General features: G+C 37.3%; 17 protein-coding genes. 13 read left to right on the plus strand and 4 right to left on the minus strand.

Going from position 1 to position 17,617, the window contains the following annotated elements; genetic code table 11:
* Positions 1-124 precede the first annotated feature (124 nt).
* Positions 125-1,317 (plus strand): IS3 family transposase gene (locus MMG00_RS03545; protein WP_432805927.1). Its coding sequence is split into 2 segments (ribosomal slippage): positions 125-464 and positions 464-1,317, totalling 1,194 coding nucleotides; the frame shifts between segments, so codons are not numbered across the junction.
* Between the two features lie 465 nt (positions 1,318-1,782).
* Positions 1,783-3,231, plus strand: coding sequence for a hypothetical protein (locus MMG00_RS03550; RefSeq protein WP_242151487.1), 1,449 nt, complete (start codon positions 1,783-1,785; stop codon positions 3,229-3,231).
* Positions 3,232-3,313: 82 nt separating this feature from the next.
* Here MMG00_RS03550 and MMG00_RS03555 read toward each other — a convergent pair whose 3' ends face one another.
* Positions 3,314-3,514, minus strand: a complete 201-nt coding sequence (locus tag MMG00_RS03555; RefSeq protein ID WP_242151489.1) for an Lrp/AsnC ligand binding domain-containing protein — start codon at positions 3,512-3,514, stop codon at positions 3,314-3,316.
* Between the two features lie 52 nt (positions 3,515-3,566).
* A complete protein-coding gene (locus tag MMG00_RS14285; protein WP_349775517.1) occupies positions 3,567-3,737 on the minus strand; it encodes an Lrp/AsnC family transcriptional regulator in 171 nt (56 codons plus the stop codon).
* 75 nt (positions 3,738-3,812) lie between these two features.
* On the opposite strand from MMG00_RS14285, the gene MMG00_RS03565 reads away from it, so the two are divergent.
* Both MMG00_RS03565 and MMG00_RS03570 read left to right on the plus strand, forming a co-directional pair.
* Positions 3,813-4,364: a cysteine hydrolase family protein gene (locus MMG00_RS03565; RefSeq protein ID WP_242151493.1), complete on the plus strand. Its 552-nt coding sequence runs from the start codon at positions 3,813-3,815 to the stop codon at positions 4,362-4,364.
* Positions 4,365-4,674: 310 nt separating this feature from the next.
* On the plus strand, positions 4,675-4,998 hold the full coding sequence (locus MMG00_RS03570) for a toxin-antitoxin system YwqK family antitoxin (RefSeq protein WP_242151495.1): 324 nt from the start codon (positions 4,675-4,677) through the stop codon (positions 4,996-4,998).
* Positions 4,999-5,250: 252 nt separating this feature from the next.
* Here MMG00_RS03570 and MMG00_RS03575 read toward each other — a convergent pair whose 3' ends face one another.
* Together MMG00_RS03575 and mnmM are read right to left on the minus strand one after the other, a co-directional pair.
* A complete protein-coding gene (locus MMG00_RS03575; RefSeq protein ID WP_242151498.1) occupies positions 5,251-6,381 on the minus strand; it encodes a hypothetical protein in 1,131 nt (376 codons plus the stop codon).
* 103 nt (positions 6,382-6,484) lie between these two features.
* Positions 6,485-7,072 carry a tRNA 5-(aminomethyl)-2-thiouridylate-methyltransferase MnmM gene (mnmM, locus tag MMG00_RS03580; protein ID WP_242151501.1) on the minus strand — a complete coding sequence of 196 codons (588 nt, stop codon included), beginning with the start codon at positions 7,070-7,072 and terminating at the stop codon, positions 6,485-6,487.
* A 355-nt stretch (positions 7,073-7,427) separates the two neighbouring features.
* On the opposite strand from mnmM, the gene panB reads away from it, so the two are divergent.
* From panB to MMG00_RS03625, 9 genes are all read left to right on the plus strand, one after another.
* On the plus strand, positions 7,428-8,237 hold the full coding sequence (gene panB, locus MMG00_RS03585; protein ID WP_242151505.1) for a 3-methyl-2-oxobutanoate hydroxymethyltransferase: 810 nt from the start codon (positions 7,428-7,430) through the stop codon (positions 8,235-8,237).
* A gap of 282 nt (positions 8,238-8,519) precedes the next feature.
* Complete coding sequence (gene panC, locus MMG00_RS03590) at positions 8,520-9,371, plus strand: pantoate--beta-alanine ligase (protein WP_242151508.1); 852 nt, start codon at positions 8,520-8,522, stop codon at positions 9,369-9,371.
* Between the two features lie 184 nt (positions 9,372-9,555).
* The gene (gene pstS, locus MMG00_RS03595) at positions 9,556-10,596 is read left to right on the plus strand and encodes a phosphate ABC transporter substrate-binding protein PstS (RefSeq protein ID WP_242151511.1); all 1,041 of its coding nucleotides are present in this window, start codon (positions 9,556-9,558) and stop codon (positions 10,594-10,596) included.
* Between the two features lie 168 nt (positions 10,597-10,764).
* Complete coding sequence (pstC, locus tag MMG00_RS03600; RefSeq protein ID WP_242151514.1) at positions 10,765-11,700, plus strand: phosphate ABC transporter permease PstC; 936 nt, start codon at positions 10,765-10,767, stop codon at positions 11,698-11,700.
* 1 nt (position 11,701) lies between these two features.
* Positions 11,702-12,616: a phosphate ABC transporter permease PstA gene (gene pstA / locus MMG00_RS03605; protein ID WP_242151518.1), complete on the plus strand. Its 915-nt coding sequence runs from the start codon at positions 11,702-11,704 to the stop codon at positions 12,614-12,616.
* A 185-nt stretch (positions 12,617-12,801) separates the two neighbouring features.
* Complete coding sequence (gene pstB, locus MMG00_RS03610) at positions 12,802-13,641, plus strand: phosphate ABC transporter ATP-binding protein PstB (protein WP_242151521.1); 840 nt, start codon at positions 12,802-12,804, stop codon at positions 13,639-13,641.
* Between the two features lie 64 nt (positions 13,642-13,705).
* Positions 13,706-14,434, plus strand: coding sequence for a phosphate signaling complex protein PhoU (gene phoU, locus MMG00_RS03615; protein ID WP_242151524.1), 729 nt, complete (start codon positions 13,706-13,708; stop codon positions 14,432-14,434).
* A 751-nt stretch (positions 14,435-15,185) separates the two neighbouring features.
* Positions 15,186-16,055: an N-carbamoylputrescine amidase gene (gene aguB / locus MMG00_RS03620; RefSeq protein WP_255837475.1), complete on the plus strand. Its 870-nt coding sequence runs from the start codon at positions 15,186-15,188 to the stop codon at positions 16,053-16,055.
* A gap of 195 nt (positions 16,056-16,250) precedes the next feature.
* The gene (locus MMG00_RS03625) at positions 16,251-17,609 is read left to right on the plus strand and encodes an APC family permease (RefSeq protein ID WP_242151529.1); all 1,359 of its coding nucleotides are present in this window, start codon (positions 16,251-16,253) and stop codon (positions 17,607-17,609) included.
* The last annotated feature ends 8 nt before the right edge of the window (positions 17,610-17,617 follow it).

The following is a 17,617-nucleotide window of genomic DNA, read 5'->3' on the forward strand; positions in this document are numbered from 1 at the left end:
TTGTGATTCTGTAATAGGGATTGATAGATAGATAAAAGCCTCGATTGATTCGGGGCTTTTTTGTTGTTTTTGATCCGTCCTAAATAACGTTGACAACTTTACTGGTTTAATTTGGAGAAACTAGATGACAACGTACATTAAACGAACTCAAAAAGATTACACTTTGGCTTTTAAACTTGCCGTAGTTGCAGAGGTTGAAGCTGGTGCAATGACTTATAAACAAGCCCAACACCATTATGGTATTCAAGGTCGTTCAACGGTTTTAGTTTGGTTGAGGAAATATGGCGTGCTAAATTGGAAGTCAGAAACTCCCAATATATTAAGGCTCGATATCATGAACAAACCTATTGAAAAGACACCTGAACAGAGAATCAAAGAGCTTGAGAAGAAGTTAACTGACAGCCAAGATAAAAACCAATTTTTTGAAGAACTTTTTAGTTATATGGAAAATGATATGGGAATTGAGTTACCAAAAAAGCTATCACAGAGGCTAAAAGAGAAGGGAAAGTAACAGCCTCAATCAGTAAGATCTGTAACTATTTAGGTTTTTCAAGACAAGCCTATTATCAATGGAAAGCTCGACAAAAACAGAAATCAGAATATGAAGCTTTGGTGCTTGATAAAGTCATTGGTATACGTTTGCAACAACCTCGATTAGGGACTCGTAAGCTTCACTATTTATTACCAGAATTAGGGTTTAGTATTGGAAGAGATGCATTATTTTCGCTTTTAAAGAGACATCGGATGCTCATCCCAAGAGCCAAAGCGTACCATAAAACTACCAATAGCTTACACCGTTTTTATAAACACCCTAATTTACTAGAAAACCTTGAAATAACAGCACCTGAACAAGCTTGGGTAGCAGATATTACCTATTTTCCAACACACAATGGAACGAGTTACATCAGTTTAATTACAGATGCTTTTTCTCGAAAAATAGTGGGTTATGATGTATCAGATACTTTAAAAGCAGATTCATCAGCCAGAGCTTATGAAATGGCCTTAAATAACCGTGTAAGAACAGGTGTTTTACGCCATCATTCAGATAGAGGAATACAATATTGTTCTGATCAATATCAGAAGATCCATGAGAAACATGCAGTATTATGTTCAATGACAGAAGGTGGTAATTGTTATCAAAATGCTTTAGCGGAGAGAGTTAATGGAATTTTAAAGAATGAGTATTTGTTTATAAAGCCCCATAATCTTGAAATGGCAAAGAAAATGGTTCATCAAGCTATAGAAATTTATAATAAGCAAAGACCCCATTTATCACTTAATTACAAAACACCCGATGAAGTTCATCGGGTATTATAACCTGTCAACGTATTTTAGGACGAGACATTTCTTAAGGGGCTTTTAGAAAATTTAAAATCTGATTGCCTGTAGATTGATAGTAAAGACGGTTTAAACTTCACTAATTAAGATTGCCGGCATATCGGTTACGAGTAGCTATCTGGCACTAAGTAAGCTTATTTGGGTTACGCATTGTACATTTTTCTTATTAAGTCTAGATTATTAGCTTCCTACTTATACTTAGATGATTTATTCGGGCACTTGCTTAAATGCATCATGGAAAATATGAACCTGATTTAATATGATTATTAAAAAATCATAGATCTACTTGAGTAATATCTTATTCATTGATTACAAAAGCCTTTATACTCACTATATTGATTTAACCGCATTTTAAAATGAAAGGTCAGTATTAGGCTTATTGATAGCATGAAACAGATCATCAGATTGATTAAAAAATTATTAAAGTTATGAGCTAAAGCCTAAATGAGAAAGAGATTTCATAAGTGGTACATTGCGTTATTAGTGATAGGGGTGCTCTTTTTTTTGCCACCTATTTATCATCAATTTTATAAATTCTCGCTCTTTTTACGGGGAAGTCCTGAAACAGTTTCGTTGAGCTTTAAGATCCATGATGTTGCAAATAGTGGTGTTAAAGAAGCGGATCAATTAACGGCAATAAAGCTTTTATTAAAATCTCTTGATGAAGCCATCGTTACATATGAGCCCGTTGAATGGATAGAAGGGGTGACTCATAATACAAGCAGCTGGTGGACAATGGGAGAGGGATTGATTGGTATTGGCGGTATTGCACTTCCTGAGCGAAGATCTTCCGTTGATCTGAAAACGTATGATCGAAAGGCAAAGATAACCCATATTGATCTTCAGAATTTAGAGGTTGAAGTCACATTTGAATTAGAACCAATTTTACATTACAGACCTCGTTATTTAGAACTAAACTTTAGTGTCTCGCCGGCATTAGAAGAGCTGATTGATTATCAAATGAATGGGACTACTTCAAAAATGAGGGGATTTTCTTTTGGTATGCCGATTAATTTTATTATTGATGGCAAAAAAGATTTTTTTATTAGTCAAAGTCCTCATGATTATTGGCAACAAGGGTATTATTTTTTAACGAATAATCTGCTAGATTCTTTAAATTATAGTTCCCCTACAGTCGCTCGCCCAGAGATGATTTTTTCGCTGAATATGACGCAAGATACCTTGGACAATATGCTGTTAAAGTACTCTAGTGCAACGATTGAAGTGACGAATACGCAAGGGAGAGATCAGCCACAATTTACAGAGGCTGAGCGCTATCAATTAGCTTTTCAAGATAGTGAGGATCTAAATAGCTATAATTTGAGAAGAGATTGGTACATCTTGGCAAAGCCTCTTATTAAAAATCGTAGTATCAATGCGCTTCCTAATTATTTTGAGAAAGGATTGCTCCTGGAAAGTGGCAATATGATCGATATCAATATTTATCGCACGCAATCACTTACCGGGAACAGTAACTTTTTAAGCTTTGATGAGTATTGGCAGGTTTATCGCAATCAACTAATGCGATTTGAATTAATTTCTAGTAGCAAAGAAGGTTGGTCACGCCAGAAATGTTGGCTAGGGGCTGAAATAAAGCGAGATAATCAGGGGGAGTTAAAGCGCTATCTTCATTTTTGGGGAATGGGTTATCAAAGGTCAACAACAGAAGTTAAGTTAAATGATCCTGACTTTTATGAAGAGCGTGATTTATGGCAAGGGGCTGCAAAGATCGTCGAAGAGGGAGATAAAGATCAATCATTTATACCACTAGAATCAGGGGATGATGAGGATTGCAGTGCGAAAATGTTCAAAGTTTACAATATGCTATTATTGCCGGAAGCAGAACTAATGACGCATCTTGAATCATTGAAGAAATTAATCTTATCAGAGTAATTTAACGATTTTCCGAAGATTCATCGAGGGGTTTGATCGCCGATATTTAAAAATTAGGGCATCTTATATCTTATTAATACGATTAGACTAAACGCCTTGTAAGATGATTGACTTTATAACGGCAATATTTAGAAATACTATCTAAGAATAGTTGTAGCTCTGTTAAGTCAAAGTGGCTTTTGATGATGTAGCATCCTTCGCCAGATATTTTATAAAACTCGCTAATATGCTCTAAATCTTGCTCGATAAAGTTCTCAAACTCCGTAAAGTTATTGCTATCCATAAAAATGGTGATGAACTGATTGTAAGAGTAATGGATATTGATGGTGTAATTTTTAATGGTTTGTTGGTCTTCTAATTTTTTTTATGCGAATACCTACCGCTTGTCCTGATTTATGGACAATACTCCCGATCTCTTTGAGAGAGCATTTTGCATTCTCTTTGAGAATTTTTAAGATGCGTTGATCTGTTTTATCCATATTTTCAATTTGAAAGTAAAAGGTCATAAAGACGTGATAGAACCACTGTTAGTATGTGAATATTAGCGCTAAAATCATAGCATTGAAACGAGGAGATTCGAAATGAAAAAATCAGCTTTATTAATTATTGATGTGCAAAAGGACTATTTCCCAAAGGGTGCACATGAGTTAGTGGATGCCAATCTTGTATTAGATCGCATTTTAGAGGTTGAAGAAATTGCCATCGCGAAAAATATGTCCATCTATTATATTCAGCATATTAATCATCATGAGTCGGCAACATTCTTTCAAGTAGGGACCAAGGGTGCTGAGATTCACTCATCATTAGCTTATAAAGATGCAATAACCGTGATTAAAAATAGGCCTAATAGTTTCTTTGAAACCTCATTATTAGAGCATTTAAGAGCAGAAAATATTACAGATTTAATGATTACCGGCATGATGACAAACATGTGTGTCGATGCAACCGTACGGGCAGCTCATGAATTAGGGTTTAATGTGACATTGTTAGCAGGGGCTTGTACCACTAAAGATCAATCTTGGAATGGGTTAACGATAGAAGCAGAGATTGCTTCAGCTGTGATTTATTCTTCACTCTCAATGTTGGTAAGCGTTCAAGATTATACAAAATGGCTAGAGATGAATTCGCTTTAATGAATATGCCTTAAAGCTTAAAGAGGGGGAAAATAGCAAAGCTACGATCATAAAGAGCGCTTAATCTTATTCTCCATTAGTAAAATATTTTTATAACTTTGCTTTAGGTAGTGATCGATATTGATGATTGTCAGCTAATTTATTAATAGTTAGGTCTTTTTTTATAAAACTATTATGATTGATCTTCTTTTTAATAAGTTATTTGAGTGCATGCGATTAGTAAGTTTTAGCTGATTGAACTTATTATGAGACAATATTTTGAGTATTATTGATTGAGATGGGGATTGAGATGTTATTGAAAAAGCTATCATTGGTTAGCGTATTATTAATGGGAACAACTTTTTTTGCATTGGCAGAAACAGCCGCTATAGAGCAAGAAGTCCCTACTGGATTTGAATTATATGAAGAGCACTTTAATGCTGGCAATTTAAGCGAGCGTGGCTATCTTTATGAGGGAAAACCAGTCGGAGAATGGCAGCGCTTTCATGAAAATGGGCAGGTCAGTATGGATGCCTTGTTTAAGGCTGATGGCTCGCCCGCTGGCTCATGGATTTATTATGATGAAACAGGGAAGAAGATTAAAGAAGAACTCTATGAGGATGGTCAATTAGTCAATACAGTTGAATTTGATTAATGCTCTGAGCTTTTGTAGCGACATCCAAGATCTTGTTATTACGGAAATTAGAGTAAAATCGGTTTAAAAATGGCTAAATCAGGTTGCCGGCATCCGTTATGAGAAGCGCAAGAATCGTTCTATTTGGCATCATGTAAGCTGATTTGATTCACGCTCTGCTATTGTACTTTTATGAAATAGATTTTACGAATGAATGAATGATGCAAAAGAAGATTATAATTAAAAGACATTTGAACTTAAAACGCTCAAGATTTAAAAAGTTGCGTTTAAGAGATAGCCTTTGCCATTACCCATTCTGGGGGCATTTTTTCGGATGCGCTCCATCTCTGCCGGGATTTGAATAAATAGATTGGTCATCTCAATAATGCAATTATCTAATGCTAAATTGCCAGTGCTACGATAAATTCCGGTTCCTTTAGGATCTTCAAGAATCATCACTGTTGCAGAGTATTTGCGGTTACTGCCTTTAATGTATGTGTCATAACATTTTGTCGATGTTAGGGCGACATTATATTCTTGCCGGCGAATTTGACTGCCGGCAGCGTTAATCATATTAGTAGTACGAATCCAATCTTTCTGAGCTTCTTTACGTTTGGCGATCTCTTCAAGCTCGGAGGCATCAATAGTATTGATTTGGTTGACAATTAAGGTGACTGGTTTAGGATTGCCAAATTGATCAATATCGCTCTCTTCTGCTTCCTGCGGTATTGGCGGCTCTTCAATTTCTTCTTCTTTTTTATTGATGGGCTCTTTTGGGTTATATTTTTTCAAAAGATCCATAAATTCAGGAGAGTAGTAAGTCGGAGTTTCTTCTCCCTCAGGTTCATCTTTCCACTCTTTATCTAAAAAAGGTGTATCGCTGAGTAGTTCGATCGCATCTTCGACAAGCTTGTGATAGGGATTATCTTCAGTAGTGACTGTACGGCGATATCCTCCCTCTTCTCGTGGTGGTAGGATGCTCTCTTTAAGAATATCTCCCCCTTTAGAGATATTTTGTTGGTAACTTGCTTCTTTATGCGCCGTTTCTTGTTGCTCTTCCTTTTTCTCATCGATCTTTTCAGATGATTCTCCTTGGGCAGCCTCTTCTTCAAGACCCTCTTCCGGAGAGGCATTGTCACTATTTTCTTCCTCAGTCTCTGTGGAAGGTTCTTTAGGGAGTCTTTCAATCTCTTTGGCCTCTTGAGCTTCTGAATCTTCCAAGTCTTGTAGGTTTGTTGGAGGCAATAATGCTTCTTCAGGAATTAGTTGAATATGAATAGGCTCAGGAGTTTCTAAATAGCCTTGAATCCGATTTTTTTCATCATGCACCATTATAATGCCGGCACCTATATGAAGGAGCAGGGCAAGGAATAATGCCGTGATAAAAATAATTCTATGATTCATATTTGGTAAGCCAAGATAGCTAAAGATCTAAGGAAATTAAGGGGAAAAGTAGTGGTGTTCGTTAACATTGTATAATGCTGACTAAACATTTCAATTAAGAGGGTTATTCTACCCGAATTTTTGCTTTCTCGATGAGATATATAAAAGGGGGAGAATTTTTCTGGTTAATAAATTGTTGTTTAAAAACATGAAATGCTTTTTGATCTAAATTTTGCAGATATTCTTCAAGTGCAATTTTTTCAGCTTGACCAGCTATATGCCCATGATAAACCGCAATTAACATTTTGCCATTGTCCGTTAATAGCTCAAGTCCTGCTTGGACACTCTCTAGCGTCGATTTTGCTAAGGTTGTAATCTCTTTATCCCCTTTAGGAAGGTAACCTAAATTATAGATAATAAAGTCAACAGGCTCCTTAATATGTGTTTTAAAATTGCTATGGCTATCTTCTATTAACGTAATTTTAGGGGCATTTTCTGGCAGCGTGTTGAGTAGTTGTTGGCTATTTTCAATCGCCATTTTTTGAATATCAAACCCATAAAGTTTGCCTGTATGATCCATTTTTTGTGCGATTTTGTAACTATCATGCCCATTTCCTAAGGTTGCATCTATCACGATAGAGTGCGGCTGGATAAATTGGTCAATATATTGATCAATCAAAGGGTGAATTGAGGTGAGATATTGATAGCGCATGATAATTTCTACAAAAATGGGTTAATAGTGAAGAGGTTAAGAGTTTTAATCATTCTCTTAAATATAATTCCTTAAAAGGAATTGTAACAAAAAGCGAAATAGGTTGATAATCTTCTCTTAACAGTCACTTATCTGTATGCCATATTCACCTCATCTGCCTCTTATAACTTTAGTGAGATAACGTATAATGATCATTAGCGAGAGATGAAAAAAGAAGTAGTGAGTGATAACAATCAATTAAAAGTAAGTATGATATTCGTCAGCTCGTATAAATTGGGGATAAATTGTGAAATATGATCAGTAGAGCATCTGATCATTAACACATATCAATACTAAATAGATAGATGGAGTGAATATGCAAAAGGTTAGGATAACGGATCTTCAAAAAATGAAAGAATCAGGAGAGAAGATTGCGATGATCACCTGTTATGATGCAAGTTTTGCTAAAGAGATGGCGATTGCAGGGGTCGATACCATTTTAGTCGGAGATTCTTTAGGAATGGTCGTGCAAGGGCATCAATCGACTTTGCCGGTAACGCTAGAGGAGATGATCTATCACACAGAAAATGTTGCTCGTGGTAATCGCCGCTCATTTATCATTGCAGATTTACCATTTGGCGCATACGAGGCTTCAAAAGAGGATGCTTTTTATGCCGCTAGTAGTTTAATGAAAGCAGGCGCTGAGATGATTAAGATTGAAGGTGATCAAGATATTGCCGGCATTACGGAGTTCTTAACAAAACGAGGGATTCCCGTTTGTGCGCATATTGGGCTTTTACCACAATCTGTGAATATCTTAGGCGGCTATTCGGTGCAAGGTAAAGAGTTACAACTTGCAGCGAAGCTTATTGAAGATGGACGAGCTCATCAAACAGCCGGCGCGCAGTTATTAGTGGTTGAATGTGTTCTAGCGGAGCTTGGTGAAGCATTAGCGACGGCATTATCCATTCCTGTCATAGGTATTGGCGCAGGTGTAGAGACTGATGGGCAAGTATTAGTCATGCACGATATGCTCGGTATTAAAGGCGATGTTACCCCTAGATTTGTTAAAGATTTTTTAGCAGAGAGCGCTTCTCTTGGTGATCCTTCTATTCAAGGGGCATTTAAAACTTATGTCAAAGCTGTAAAAGAAGCATCATTCCCAGCGAAAGAGCATAGTTTTTAATAAATTCAAAGATAGAGAGCGATTAATGAAAGGGGAGATCTTTATTCTCCCTTTTTAGCAATAATTGAGCCGCCGCAATGAGGATCAAAATAGTGTTTTCCTATTTGCACGTTTACTAGCAGTGGAATATGGGCTTAGGTTTTTTTAAGATTCTATTGAAAGGTGGTATGGCTCAATTTTAAGTCTTAGCTTTGCTCTTTGAGTACAAGTTTTAAGGCTGATTTTAATAGGCATTGTTTGAAGATAGGAAAGTTTCTTAGAAAACTATAAAAGGATGTTGTTTTGGAAATTTTAAAAAGTATTGAAGATGTTCGTAGCTGGCGAGCATTGCACCAAGAAGTTGCATTTGTGCCGACTATGGGGAATCTCCATGCCGGGCATTTATCGTTAGTTAAACGCGCACAAGAAGCCTCTAAAAACGTTATTGTGTCGATCTTTGTCAATCCCCTTCAGTTTGGTGAAGGAGAAGATCTTGATAGTTATCCAAGAACTTTAGATGCTGATATGGAAAAGCTCATTGATGCCGGCGTTTCAGCACTATTTTTACCCACAGCAGAGATTTTATATGAAGATGATCCCTTTATAATTCAGCCGCCTCAATCACTCATTGCAGATCTTTGCGGAAAAGATCGTCCTGGGCATTTTGAAGGAGTTGCGACAGTTGTTGCCAAGTTTTTTAATATTGTAGAGCCGACTTATGCCTGCTTTGGTAAAAAGGATTATCAGCAACTACGCGTCATTGAATCTATGGTCAGTGCTTTAAATTTTGATATTAAAATTATTCCTGTGGCGATTGAAAGAGCCGATGAAGGTTTAGCACTTTCAAGTCGTAATGGTTATCTCTCTAATAAAGAGAGAGCACAAGCATTACTGCTATCGCAAACGTTATTAGCGATGAAATCAGAGATTGAAGGGCTCTCAAAAGATCAAAAGATTGTCACAAATAGCTATCAAGCGCTAGAAGTAAAGATGACAGCTTTGTTACAAGCAGGTGGTTTTATTGTCGATTATTTAACGATTAGAGCACAAAAAACACTCAAAAAAGCATTAGCGCAAGATAAAGATTTAGTAATCTTAGTTGCCGCTAAAGTGGGTAAAACACGGCTTTTAGATAATGTTGAACTGAATATCTAAGCATGTGAAGATAGATTTTGCTCGATGATTTCATAGAATATTTCTCCTTTGTTACATCTTTGTCATAATCGATTTATATACTAGTTTCAGTCGCGGGAATGAAGCAAAACAAATTCAGCCCCGTCTCCTTAAATCATAAACTTTAAATAGATTTTAACTTTGTACACTTAGGAGAGTTTCTATAATGAAAACATTAACTAGCAGAATCGCAAAATTAACCACAGCAGTTGCATTTGGTTTAGCAGTCAGCACAACAGGCGCAGTGGCAAAGGATCCTGTGACAGTTACGGGCGCAGGCGCATCATTCCCAGCTCCAGTTTACGCAAAATGGGCAGCAGAATACGCTAAAGAGACGGGTAATCGTATCAACTATCAATCGATCGGGTCATCTGCAGGAATTAAGCAAATTGATGCTAAAACAGTAGATTTCGGGGCATCAGATGCGCCTTTATCAGAAGAGCAGTTAAAAGAGAAAGGTTTAATCCAGTTCCCAACACTTATTGGTGGTGTGGTACTTGCGGTGAATGTTGAGGGAATTAAAACTAATGAGTTAGTGCTTGATGGTAAAACTTTAGGCGATATCTACTTAGGTAAAATCAAAAAGTGGAACGATCCAGCAATTGCAGCATTAAACCCAGGTTTAAAACTTCCTGATCAAGCCATTTCAGTAGTTCGCCGTGCAGATGGTTCGGGAACATCATTTATCTTCACAGGTTATCTTGCAAAAGTGAATGATGAGTGGAAAAACAATGTAGGTAGCGGTTCAACGGTGAACTGGCCAATTGGAATTGGTGGTAAAGGTAATGATGGGGTGACAGCATTTGTTCAACGAATTGAAGGTTCAATTGGTTATGTTGAATATGCTTATGCAAAGCAAAATAACTTAAGCTACACCAAATTAGTTTCTAAAGATGGTGAGGTTGTAAGCCCAAGTATCGATTCATTTAGCGCAGCTGCTAAAGAGGTCAACTGGAAAGAATCATTTGTACAAGATATGACAGATAAGCCAGGTGCAAACGCATGGCCATTAGCGGCAACAACCTTTATCTTGCTTCACAAAGAGCAATCAAAACCAGTAATTGCAAAAGAGATCGTAAACTTCTTTAACTGGGGTTACGGGGCAAAAGGTCAAGAGATTGTAACAGGACTTGATTATGCGCCATTACCAGCAAATGTTGTAGAGATCATTCAAGAGACTTTAGATAAAGAGCTTGAGATCAAATAAGATGCGACTCTTTTAAGAGTTTAATCAAATGTAAAACCCAATCGTTGAGCCAGATTCTCTCGGTTGGGTTTTCGGCATAAAAATGATAGAGAAAATTGTTTATTCAATAGACAAAAATATGTTACTCAGAACATCTCCTTCAATCACTTTACTTTAAGAAGAGATTTAATGAAAAGTATTAAAAATCCACAATCACCGATTCCTGATAAGATCTTTGCTTTTAGCGTTAAATCAGCGGCAATCTTTGTCTTGATCCTTCTCTCCGGCATTATGATTTCGCTGATTATCGCTTCGATGCCAAGTATTAAAGAGTTTGGGCTACGTTTTCTTTGGGAGAAAGAGTGGGATGCGCCGATGGATCAGTTCGGGGCTTTAGTTCCAATCTATGGCACGATTGTTACCTCTTTTATCGCACTTTTAATTGCTGTACCTGTGAGCTTTGGGATTGCAATCTTTTTAACAGAGCTAGCGCCGCCTTGGCTTCGCCGTCCTATTGGCGTTGCCATTGAATTACTCGCTGCAATTCCTAGTATTGTTTATGGGATGTGGGGACTCTTTGTCTTTGCGCCACTTTTTGCAAAATATTTTCAGGCGCCGCTTATTAAATGGAGTGAAAACATTCCGATTTTAAATGAGCTGTTTTCAGGCTATGCCTTTGGAATTGGGATCTTAAGTGCCGGAATTATTTTAGCAATTATGATTATCCCTTATATTGCCTCTGTCATGCGAGATGTGTTTGAAAGAACGCCAAGAATCATGAAGGAATCTGCCTATGGGCTTGGGGCAACCACTTGGGAAGTGATCTGGAAGGTGATTCTCCCTTACACTAAGAAAGGGGTATTTGGCGGTATTATGCTTGGGCTTGGCCGCGCGCTTGGGGAGACAATGGCTGTGACGTTTGTGATCGGTAATACTTATCAATTTGATAGCTTCTCCCTTTTTGCACCTGGCAATAGTATTACTTCATCACTTGCGAATGAATTTGCCGAAGCATCTAGTGAACTTCATACAGCTGCCTTAATGGAGCTTGGTTTACTGCTCTTTATTATCACCTTTATCGTCCTTGCGATCTCAAAAGTATTTATGAAACAGGAGCGTGCATAAGATGAGTGCTTCAAATACAAGTATCACCAATCAAAATAGTGCAGAAAGAAAGGCAATTATTGCCAGCAGAACCAAGAAGCAACAACGCCGGAAAATGGTGAATCAATTTGCTATCACGCTCTCTTTAACGGCAATGGCTTTTGGGCTTTTCTGGTTAATTTGGATTTTATGGACAACGGCCACTAAAGGTATGGGTGGAATCTCCTTGCAGTTTTTTACCGAGATGACACCTCCCCCCAATAGTGAGGGCGGTGGCTTACTTAATGCGATAGTGGGAAGTGGAATTTTAATTCTTTGGGCAACGGTTATTGGAACGCCGCTGGGGATTTTAGCAGGCGTTTATTTAGCGGAATATAATGCTGCGGGGAAATTATCGGCTGTTATTCGTTTTATTAACGATATCTTGCTCTCAGCGCCTTCGATTGTAATAGGCCTTTTTGTCTATACCGTTGTGGTTGTACGAATGGGGCATTATTCTGCATTAGCAGGGATTATCGCGCTTGCGCTTATTCAGATTCCTATCGTGATTCGTACCACAGAAAACATGCTCCTTTTAGTTCCTAATACATTAAGGGAAGCAGCTTATGCACTTGGAACGCCTAAATGGAAGATTATTCTTCGCATTACATTAAAATCTTCTCTTTCCGGCATTATGACAGGGATTTTATTAGCAGTTGCACGTATCTCAGGGGAGACAGCGCCGCTACTCTTTACAACGCTTTCTAATCAGTTCTGGAGCACGAATGTGATGGAGCCGATGGCAAGCTTACCGGTGACAATCTATAACTTTGCTATGACGCCAGATAGTAACTTACAAGCCCTTGCTTGGGCGGGGGTATTCTTTATCACCATGGCGATTTTAGCGCTTAATATTATTGTTCGAGTGTTCTTTAAATCTAACAGTAAAAATGATTAAACATCGCGATAAAAAATAGGAGAGGATGATGACAAATAGGTAAAATCAAGATCAGTATCTTGATGAATAAAAAAGATTTTATACCCTAGTTTGTCATCATCTTGTTACAAAGATTTATTACATTATCAGTAGAATTTATTCCCTCGGTTTGCGAGAGAATTTCTAAACTCAAGTAGGAATATAGAATGAATTTAGATAACAGACAGAATATCGAATCACAAGATGCCTTTGCACAAGTGGCTAACCGCCAGCCTGAGGTAAAAAAAGAGCATGCGGCTAAGATTAGTGTGCGTGATTTAAACTTTTATTATCAGAAGTTTCACGCGCTGCATAATATTTCACTCGATATTCCAGAAAACCAAGTCACAGCATTTATCGGGCCATCAGGTTGCGGTAAATCAACACTGCTTCGTACCTTTAATAAGATGTTTGAACTCTATCCTGAGCAGCGCGCTGAAGGGGAGATTATTATTAATGATGAAAATATCTTAACCTCTAAGCAAGACGTGGCTTTGTTACGGGCTAATGTTGGCATGGTTTTCCAAAAGCCAACACCTTTTCCGATGTCGATTTATGACAATATTGCCTTTGGAGTGAAATTATTTGAAAACCTCTCACGAGCAGATATGGATGCGCGTATTGAGTGGGCACTTACGAAAGCTGCGCTTTGGAGTGAAACAAAAGATAAACTACACGATCATGGGACAAACCTCTCAGGCGGGCAGCAGCAGCGTTTAAGTATCGCTCGAGCAATTGCAATTCGCCCTGAAATCTTACTGATGGATGAACCGTGTTCAGCGCTTGACCCCATTTCAACCGGGAAAATTGAAGAGCTAATTTTTGAATTAAAAGAAGATTATACCATCGTGATGGTAACCCATAATATGCAACAAGCAGCTCGCTGTTCTGATAAAACAGCCTTCATGTATCTTGGAGATTTGATTGAATTTGATGATACCGATACGATCTTCACAAAACCGAATAATAAACAGACAGAAGATTATATTACAGGACGTTACGGTTAATTTAACGGATTAATAATCTACTGTCGTTAGACAATTTCTATAAAAGTTTGAGGGATTTTAAGGTATGAAAAAACTCGATTTCAATAGCCATATCTCAGCACAATTTAACGCAGAGTTAGAGCGCTCTATGAGCAAAGTGCTTGAAATGGGTGGCTTAACAGAGCGTCAAATTCGTGATTCTATCAAAGCGATGATGACTCAAGATGAAGTCTTAGCACGCGAAATTATTGAGCGTGATGAGATTATTAATGAACTTGAAGTAGAGATCAATGAGCTTTGTATTATGATTATTGCTAAGCGTCAGCCAACGGCAAGCGACTTACGATTACTCATTGTTATTATTAAAACAATTGCCGAGCTTGAAAGAATTGCCGATACAGCTAGAAACATTGCTAAAATGGCCTTCACGCCGCTACCTGAAAATCACTCTTCTATCTTAGTCTCTTTAGAATCACTTGCAAATCGCAGTCTTATTTTCTTTGAAAAGGTTTTAGATTCCTTTGCCAGAATGGATTTAGAAGCGGTGCTTTCGATCTATCCTGAAGATGATAAAATTGATAGTGAATATGACAATATTATTCGTCAATTGATGACCTATATGATGGAAGATGGGCGCACGATTCCTTCAATCTTAACGGCGATGCATTGCGCACGTTCTTTAGAGAGAATTGGCGATCGTTGTCAAAATATTTGTGAGTTTATTATCTACTTCGTTAAAGGAGTTGATATTCGTGTTCAAAAGAATGAGAAACTGCAAGAATTACTAGAAAACCGAGATCATAAAGCGTTGTAAGTTGCACTATCAGTTTTTAGCGTAGTTTCTAGGAATCATAAAATCATAGAAAGCTCGGTAACTTCGATTCATTAGTTTTATAAAAAGACCAAAGTAATCTTATTTTGGTCTTTTTTGATCTTAAAATTATGCATCTCTTAACCGATACGCCGGCAATCTGATTTCGGGATTTTTAAACTTTAGTCGATTAGAGGTAGGATCTTCGGCTTAAAAAGGTCTATCTTGTAGCGAGTGGGAATAGCGGTATTCTTTTTTTCTATTTTGGGCTCACCATTTAAATAAACGGCTTTTCTTAAACTTATTTCACGATAAGCTTAAATATCTGTTCATTTTAGGGATGAAAGTTTGTCTTTAAAATAAGTTATAAAAAAGCTATTTGAAGCAAAAATGAGATAAATTACGCATTTTTTAAGAACTATTTTAATCATTGACTGCCGAAGTTATGAGCTTGAATTAGGCAGAGATTTAGAGCGGCAATAAATGTTTAAAATCTAAAAAGATAAATAATATCAAATATTAATCCATGCTTTTTGTAACTGTTGTTTGGCGATTATTTTTTGGCAGGATTGGTTGACTTCATTTAAAAGTTGGTGGTAATGTCAATTGACATACGAAGTGTATGTGTATTGAGAAATGGGTATAGAAAATTCTAAATAGAAAGCTCTAAATAGAAAGCTCATTACGAATATATAAAAATATAAAATATAAAGATAATAAGAAACAATAATAAATCACCGGAGGTTTGACCGTTATGAAGGTTAGGGTATCTGCTGTCCAGATGAAAATGAGTTGGGATATCGAGGATAATTTACAAAAGGCGGAAGCATTAGTGCGAGAAGCGGCTAGTCAAGGCGCGAATATTATATTGCTTCCTGAATTCTTCCAATCACCATATTTTATGCAGATTCAAAATTATGATTATTTTGAATTAGCGCAAGATGTGAATGATAGTAGCTATATTCGCCGTTTCCAAAAGCTAGCTAAAGAGTTAGATGTTGTGTTGCCATTTAGCTTTTTTGAGCGAGCAGGAAATGTATTCTTTAACTCTCTTGTGATGATTGATGCCGATGGCTCGATTGTCGATCTTTACCGGAAAACGCATATTCCTGATGGACATTGCTATCAAGAGAAATTCTACTTTTCTCCAGGGGATACGGGCTTTAAGGTTTTTCCGACAAAGTTTGGCAAAATTGGTGTTGGTATTTGCTGGGATCAATGGTTCCCTGAAACTGCAAGATCGCTTGCACTGATGGGCGCTGAGATTCTCTTTTACCCAACCGCAATTGGCAATGAACCTATCTTAAACCATGATTCTATGGCTCACTGGCAAAATACGATGCGAGGACATGCTGCGGCAAATATTATGCCGGTAATTGCTGCTAATCGTATTGGGCAAGAGGATGAACCTTCGGAAAACTCTTCAATGACTTTTTATGGCTCTTCATTTATCTCAAGTGAAGAGGGGATAAAAGTAAAAGAGATGGATCGTGTATCAGAAGGGGTGATTACCCATGAGTTTGATCTAACCGCTATTGGTAAAAAGCGAATAAGTTGGGGTGTTTTTAGAGATCGCCGTCCGGAATTTTATGAAGCTATTAATCATATGGATTTTAGCGAATAATCATGAACACGATTCTCGCTTGAATGAACATTTTAAAAGATAATGTCGCATCGATATTATTACTCAAATGATATCGAAAGATGATTTGAAAAAATGAGATGAACTTCATAGCGTAATCATAAAAAATATCATTTAAATAAAAAAATGATGGCTTAAAGTCATCATTCATTACTATCAATAGATGGAGAAATGGATATGGGAAGCGATGCAACACCTTCTAATACCAACAATGATTTAGCAAGATCACTCTCTTTGTGGTCTGTCGTTCTTTTTGGCCTTGCGTTTATGGCCTTAACAACCGTTTTTAGTACCTTTGGTATCGCTTCTAGCTTATCAAAAGGGATGGTCGCGGGGTCTTATATCCTAGCGCTTATTGTGATGCTCTTTACCGCCTATAGTTACGGCGTGATGGCAAAGCGTTTTCCGATGACAGGATCGGCTTATAGTTATGTGCAAAAGGTGATTAATCCAAGTTCAGGTTTTTTAGTTGGCTGGGCGATTATGATGGATTATCTCTTTATCCCGATGGTCAATTTTATGCTTTTTGGTATCTTTTTCCATGATGCCTTTCCCATGATTCCACAATGGGGCTTTATCGTTGCGCTCTTAACTTTAGTGACCTTAATTAATCTTCGTGGGGTGAAAGTTGCGGTGACAGCCAATCTAATTATCGTTGTTGCTTCTATCTTATTTGCTGTGATTTTTTGCGTAATGTCGATCAACTCTCTTAGAACAGGCTTAGGCACTGGATTATTAGCGAATATGGATCCGATTATTAATTTTTCAGTAGAGAATCCTTTTAAATATATTATTGCCGGCGCTTCACTCTTATGTTTCTCTTTTTTAGGATTTGATTCTGTGACTGCTTTTTCTGAAGAGGTTAAAGACCCAGAAAAAACGATTCCAAAGGCGATCTTTTTAGTAACTTTAATTGGCGGGGCACTCTTTATTACCGTTTCGTACTTTGCTTATCAAGTGTGGCCTAATTATCTACTCTTTCCAGATTTAGATTCAGCTTCCGCCGATGTGATCAGAATTGTCGGGGGGAATGCGCTTTATGCAGTATTTTTAACTATTTTTGCAATGAGTATTATTGGCTCAGCGCTCTCATCACAAGCAAGTGGTTCACGGATCTTATTTGCCATGGGACGAGATGGGCAATTACCACGTAAATTTTTTGGATCGCTTCATCCTAAATATAAAACCCCGACATTTAATATTTTACTCATTGGTTTGATCTCCTTTTCTGCAATCTTTTTAAGCCTTGGATTGGTCGCATCTTTTATCAATTTTGGGGCTTTTATCTCTTTTATTATGGTGAATGTCTCGGTGATTGTGCTCTTTTTTAAAGAGAATAATAAGAGCTTTAAGCGGATTGTCTTACTCTTTATCATCCCTTTAATAGGCGCTTTATTAGATTTTTGGTTATTCATCAATCTTGATAATCACTCGCTACTACTGGGATCAATCTGGTTTTCATTAGGAATTGTTTATCTTTTGTTTTTAACAAAAGGCTTTAAAAAACCTGTGCCTACAATGGCCGCATTAAAATAATCATTCAT

The sequence above is a fragment of the Ignatzschineria rhizosphaerae genome, assembly GCF_022655595.1.
GTDB lineage: Bacteria > Pseudomonadota > Gammaproteobacteria > Cardiobacteriales > Wohlfahrtiimonadaceae > Ignatzschineria > Ignatzschineria rhizosphaerae.